Annotated in this window: 5 protein-coding genes; 3 read left to right on the top strand and 2 right to left on the bottom strand. The window is 63.5% G+C overall.

Annotation, left to right across the window (positions count from 1 at the left end; translation table 11 throughout):
* Nucleotides 1–245: 245 nt before the first annotated feature.
* Complete coding sequence (locus EN925_RS25115; protein WP_206519198.1) at nt 246–782, top strand: hypothetical protein; 537 nt, start codon at nt 246–248, stop codon at nt 780–782.
* Between the two features lie 60 nt (nt 783–842).
* On the opposite strand, the gene EN925_RS25120 is transcribed toward EN925_RS25115, so the two are convergent.
* Nucleotides 843–1,292, bottom strand: a complete 450-nt coding sequence (locus tag EN925_RS25120) for an ester cyclase (RefSeq protein WP_127368854.1) — start codon at nt 1,290–1,292, stop codon at nt 843–845.
* A gap of 255 nt (nt 1,293–1,547) precedes the next feature.
* Between EN925_RS25120 and EN925_RS25125 the strand changes: the two genes are divergently transcribed.
* Together EN925_RS25125 and EN925_RS25130 are read left to right on the top strand one after the other, a co-directional pair.
* A complete protein-coding gene (locus tag EN925_RS25125; RefSeq protein ID WP_013530742.1) occupies nt 1,548–1,649 on the top strand; it encodes a hypothetical protein in 102 nt (33 codons plus the stop codon).
* Between the two features lie 137 nt (nt 1,650–1,786).
* Nucleotides 1,787–3,904 (top strand): EAL domain-containing protein, encoded by a 2,118-nt coding sequence (locus EN925_RS25130; RefSeq protein WP_127385662.1) that lies wholly within the window; start codon nt 1,787–1,789, stop codon nt 3,902–3,904.
* Nucleotides 3,905–3,958: 54 nt separating this feature from the next.
* Here EN925_RS25130 and EN925_RS25135 read toward each other — a convergent pair whose 3' ends face one another.
* Nucleotides 3,959–4,153 (bottom strand): hypothetical protein, encoded by a 195-nt coding sequence (locus EN925_RS25135; protein ID WP_024501638.1) that lies wholly within the window; start codon nt 4,151–4,153, stop codon nt 3,959–3,961.
* Nucleotides 4,154–4,333: the final 180 nt, after the last annotated feature.

Below are 4,333 nucleotides of genomic sequence, written 5' to 3' on the forward strand. Positions count from 1 at the left end.
CTTCACCACCGATCCTGCCTACGCGCCCTTCGTCTCGGCCCGTCAGGACGGCAGCGACAGCCGTTTCCAGATGATCGACAACACCGATCTGGCCGGAACGATCCCGTATCTGCCGAAGGGATGATCCTTTTCGGTAGCCGTTACATCAATTTCGGGATCTCCAAGCAACAACAGCCACAGCGCTTGCCTGCCGGGCCTCCGTATTTTCGGCGGCCGGCCAGCTGTGCTTTTTCAAGAAGAATGGAATGAAGATGATATCAAACTTTCGCAGCGGACTTCTTATGGCGGGGACCATGCTGGCAATCTGCACCACCCTCGCGCAGGCGCATCAGGAGCCGGCTGAAGCTGCCTCCGGCCCCAACCCGCTGGCCGACAAGGTGCGGGCTGTCAACAGCCGGTTTGTCGACGTCAAGACAGCGGTATCAGAGGGCTATGCGCCTATTCCTTGTGCCAGCGGCATCACCGGCGGCGCCATGGGCATCCACTATGTCAACGGCCAGTATCTGAAGGACGACAAGATCGACATCGCCCGTCCCGAAGCTGTGATGTACGAGCCGATGGCCGATGGCACGCTGAAGCTGGTGGCGGTCGAGTACATCACTTCGAAAGGACCGGCATCGTTGGACGGCCAGCTGTTCAACTTCAACAACGCCCCCAACCGCTATGGCCTGGGTGAATTCTACGAGCTGCATGTCTGGGCCTGGAAAGGGAACCCGACAGGCACGTTCGCCGACATGAATCCGAAAGTGTCATGCGAGCACGCAATGGCGCCGAGCCAATAAGCAATGAGGCCAGGCGGCATTGACGCCGCCTGGCCCGAACGATCGTTTTGCCTGATCGCCTCAGGCGGTCTTGATCAGACCGAGCTGGGTGAGGGCGGCGACGCCGTCATCGAGGCCGATTTCCTCGACGATCCTGCCGTCAACCACCTTCAGCACCGTGGTGCCGGTGAAGCGCATGATGCGGCCGGTGGCGGCCGGCAGCGAACCGACGAGGAAGTCGCCGAAGGCTGGGCCGGTATGCGTGCCGCCGCCCTCCCACTGGCCGACGACATAGTCGCCCTCGGCAATCAGGTCGGCGGTGGCCCAGAAGTTGAGGTCCGGGAAGGCGGCGCGGAAGTCGGCCATGAAGGCCTTGATGTCGTCGCGGCCGCGGCGCGGCTCGTGCAGCGAATATTTCAGCAGCATGTCGGGTGCCGCGATCTCGTCGACGACCGACAGATCGCAACGTTCACCCCAGAAGTGGGTGAACCATCTGACGACGACGGCCTTGTTGTCTTCTTGCTTGGTCATTGGAAGGTCCTTGTTGTTGTCGTGCATGGGATCATCGGCGCCGCCGATGATCCAGGGGTCACCGGCTTGCGCCGCTGACCTGGGCAGCAGTAGGACGATCCGCCAGACACAAAACTCCGGTTCCTGCCGGCCAATCGAAAAGGCGGGTTCGGCGCCGGGCAGGGCCGCCTGGGCCGGAACCCGTTCCGCTGAGCCCAAGCATGGCTGCCCCGCCTCAGCTAGACCCTGGAAATCGGATGGCCACGGGAGAAGGCGATGGCAATGAAGAAGACCTATGAAAAGCCGAGGCTCGAGAAGCGCGAAAGACTGTCCGGCGTGACGGCGGGCAATGTCGTGTCGTCGACCTGGGGAAATTGACGGCTGCCTGGAGTAGTTCGGTACGGCCTTGATGAACAGGGGCTCCCAATCAGACGTCGAAACTCCGCCCGCGCGGTAACTGTTTCTTCTCTGGTTTTGCCGCAGATTGCGCCGCGGTGGAGCAGGCGAAGCAGACGATGGCGCGTCAGGATAAGAAAAGTCGCAATGGAACGTTCTGGGCAAAAGCCCTGGAGCGCGCGCATCTTGGCGTCTGGGACTGGGATCTTGTGACCGGCGACTGCTTTTATTCCGCGACCTGGGCGCGGATGCTAGGCTACGATGAGAGCGAATTGGCCAACACCAGCGACCTTTGGCTGCAACTGACCCATCCCGACGACCGCGAGCGGGCGCTGGCCAGCGGCGACCGCCACATTGCCGGCCTGACCGACGCCATCGAGACCGAATTGCGGCTGAAGCACAAGCAGGGACATTGGGTGTGGGTGCTCGATCGCGGCGGCGTCGTCGAGCGCGACGCGATGGGAAAGCCGCTCAGGCTGATGGGTGTGCAGACCGACATCTCCAAGCAGAAGGCCGCCGAGGCCGAACTCGAGCAGGTCAATGTGCGCTTCCGCCTGGCGCTCGCCGCCAGCGGCACCGGCATCTGGCACCACGACCTCGCGGGCGGCAAAAGTTATTGGGACCAACGCACCAGGGAGATTTTCGGGCTCGTCTCCGACACCGCCGAAGTCGAGCGCGACCACTGGTTCGGCTATCTGCATCCGGACGACAAGGACGCCGCGTCGCGCGCGCATCTGGTGCCGCTCGAAACGGACAAGGTCACCGCCGTGCAATACCGCATCGTGCGGCGCGACGGAGAGGTCCGGCACATAGAATCCCTGCTGCGTTTCATCGCCGACCCGCAAATTCGGGACCGCCGGCTGGCGGGGCAGATCCTGGGCACGGTGCGCGATATCACCGAAGACAAGCAGCGCGAGCAGGAGCTTGCCTATGCGGCCCGCCATGACGCGCTCACCGGTCTCTTGAACCGCGCCGCGTTCGACCGGCTGCTGGCCGATCATATCGCGGCCGCGCAGTTGCTGCCGCTTTCCGTGTTCTATGTCGATCTCGACTACTTCAAGGCGCTCAACGATTTTGCCGGCCACGCGGCCGGCGACCTGGCACTGAAAAGCGTTGCGCAAGGCATTCTGGGCTGCCTTCCCGCGAAGGCGCATGCCGCGCGCCTGGGCGGTGACGAGTTCGCGCTGCTGATGCCCAATTGCGATGCGGCGCAGGCCGGGCGGCTGGCCGACGCGGTACTTGCCGCGGTTCGCGATGCCGAACTTGGATCGACGGCCACGTCGCGCAAGCTGGCGGCCTCGATCGGTATCGCTTTCGTCGATGACGCCGACACGACGGTGGCCGACGCGCTGGCCTGTGCCGACGACGCCTGCTACGCGGCCAAGGCCGCCGGGCGAAACCGATTTGCCGTCTTCTCCACCGATACGGCATCGGGTTCGGGTGGCCTCAACGCGGCGCGCATCGTCGCCGATACGGTCGATGCCATGGAAGACGGTAGGCTGAAGCTGTTTGGCCAGGAAATCCATCTTCTGGGCCGCCCCTGGCAGGAAAGCCGCCATGTCGAAGTCTTGGCCAGGCTCGCCGCACGCAACGGCCGGCTGGTGCCACCCGGCGAGTTCATTCCGGTGGCCGAGCGGTTCGGCATCGCGTCGCGGCTCGATCGCTGGATCATCCGCACCGCGCTGTCGCGGCATGGTGCCGCCTTGCGTTCGGGGGCGCTGACGCTTGGCTTCAATCTGTCGGCGCAGACGCTGAGCGATCCGCAGCTTTGGGACTTCGTCGACAGCGTCATAGAAGAAACCGGGGCGCCGCATTCGGGCATCGGCTTCGAGATCACCGAAACCGCCGCCGTCACCAATTTCGATGCCGCCGAACAGTTCGTGCGCAAGGCGCGCGAGCGGCGCTGCCGGGTCGGCCTCGATGATTTCGGAGCCGGCATGAGCTCGTTCGAATATCTCCGGCGGTTCCCCGTCGACACGATCAAGATCGACGGTTCCTTCATCGAGCACATCACGCAAAGCCGCTTCGACCGCGAGATCGTGCTGGCCATCACCAGCATTGCCCGTAGCCTCGGTTGCGACGTGGTCGGTGAGAAGATCGAACGGCAGGACACGCTGGCCATGTTGAGCGACATGGGGGTCGCCTTCGGCCAGGGATTTTTGCTGCACCGGCCGGAGCCGCTCGAGCGAATTGTCGCGCGCGCAACCAAGGGAGCGACGGCCCGCAAGGCATCGTGATCCGGGTGCGGCGAGTTTCAGGCCAGGCCGGACTGGCCTGAAACTCGACACTTTCTATCCGGTTCGCCGCGCCGTCGATTGCGGGAACTCCAGCACTCCAGCCTCGGGTCGCCTGTGCTGCGCCTCCGTCACCGCTTCGATCAACAGATCGAGCGCGTCACAGGCGGCACGGCTCGTCTCGTCATTGCCTTGCAGATAATGATAGGCGCGTTCGAGGTGGATGCGGGCGGCTGAAAAATCGCTGGTCAATGGTCCCTCCATGATCCCGCCCTAAAAAGAGCTTGCCGGAGACGAGGGAACGCCGGGTAAATATCCACAAGCGGCTTTTATTCAAATGCCGCCGAATGTTGTGAGCAGGCGCGCGGCGTTGAAGCTGCCGATCTCCCCTACGAGGGGGAGATTGGCAGTTTCAACGCCGCACAGCTACAC

This window comes from Mesorhizobium sp. M7A.F.Ca.US.006.04.2.1, assembly GCF_004022915.1.
GTDB lineage: Bacteria > Pseudomonadota > Alphaproteobacteria > Rhizobiales > Rhizobiaceae > Mesorhizobium > Mesorhizobium ciceri.

What these genes read in the sequence shown, in the direction of transcription:
- EN925_RS25115 (WP_206519198.1), top strand. Translation starts at nt 246, where the DNA reads ATGAAGATGATATCAAACTTTCGCAGCGGACTTCTTATGGCGGGGACC.
- EN925_RS25120 (WP_127368854.1), bottom strand. Translation starts at nt 1,292, where the DNA reads ATGACCAAGCAAGAAGACAACAAGGCCGTCGTCGTCAGATGGTTCACC.
- EN925_RS25125 (WP_013530742.1), top strand. Translation starts at nt 1,548, where the DNA reads ATGGCAATGAAGAAGACCTATGAAAAGCCGAGGCTCGAGAAGCGCGAA.
- EN925_RS25130 (WP_127385662.1), top strand. Translation starts at nt 1,787, where the DNA reads ATGGCGCGTCAGGATAAGAAAAGTCGCAATGGAACGTTCTGGGCAAAA.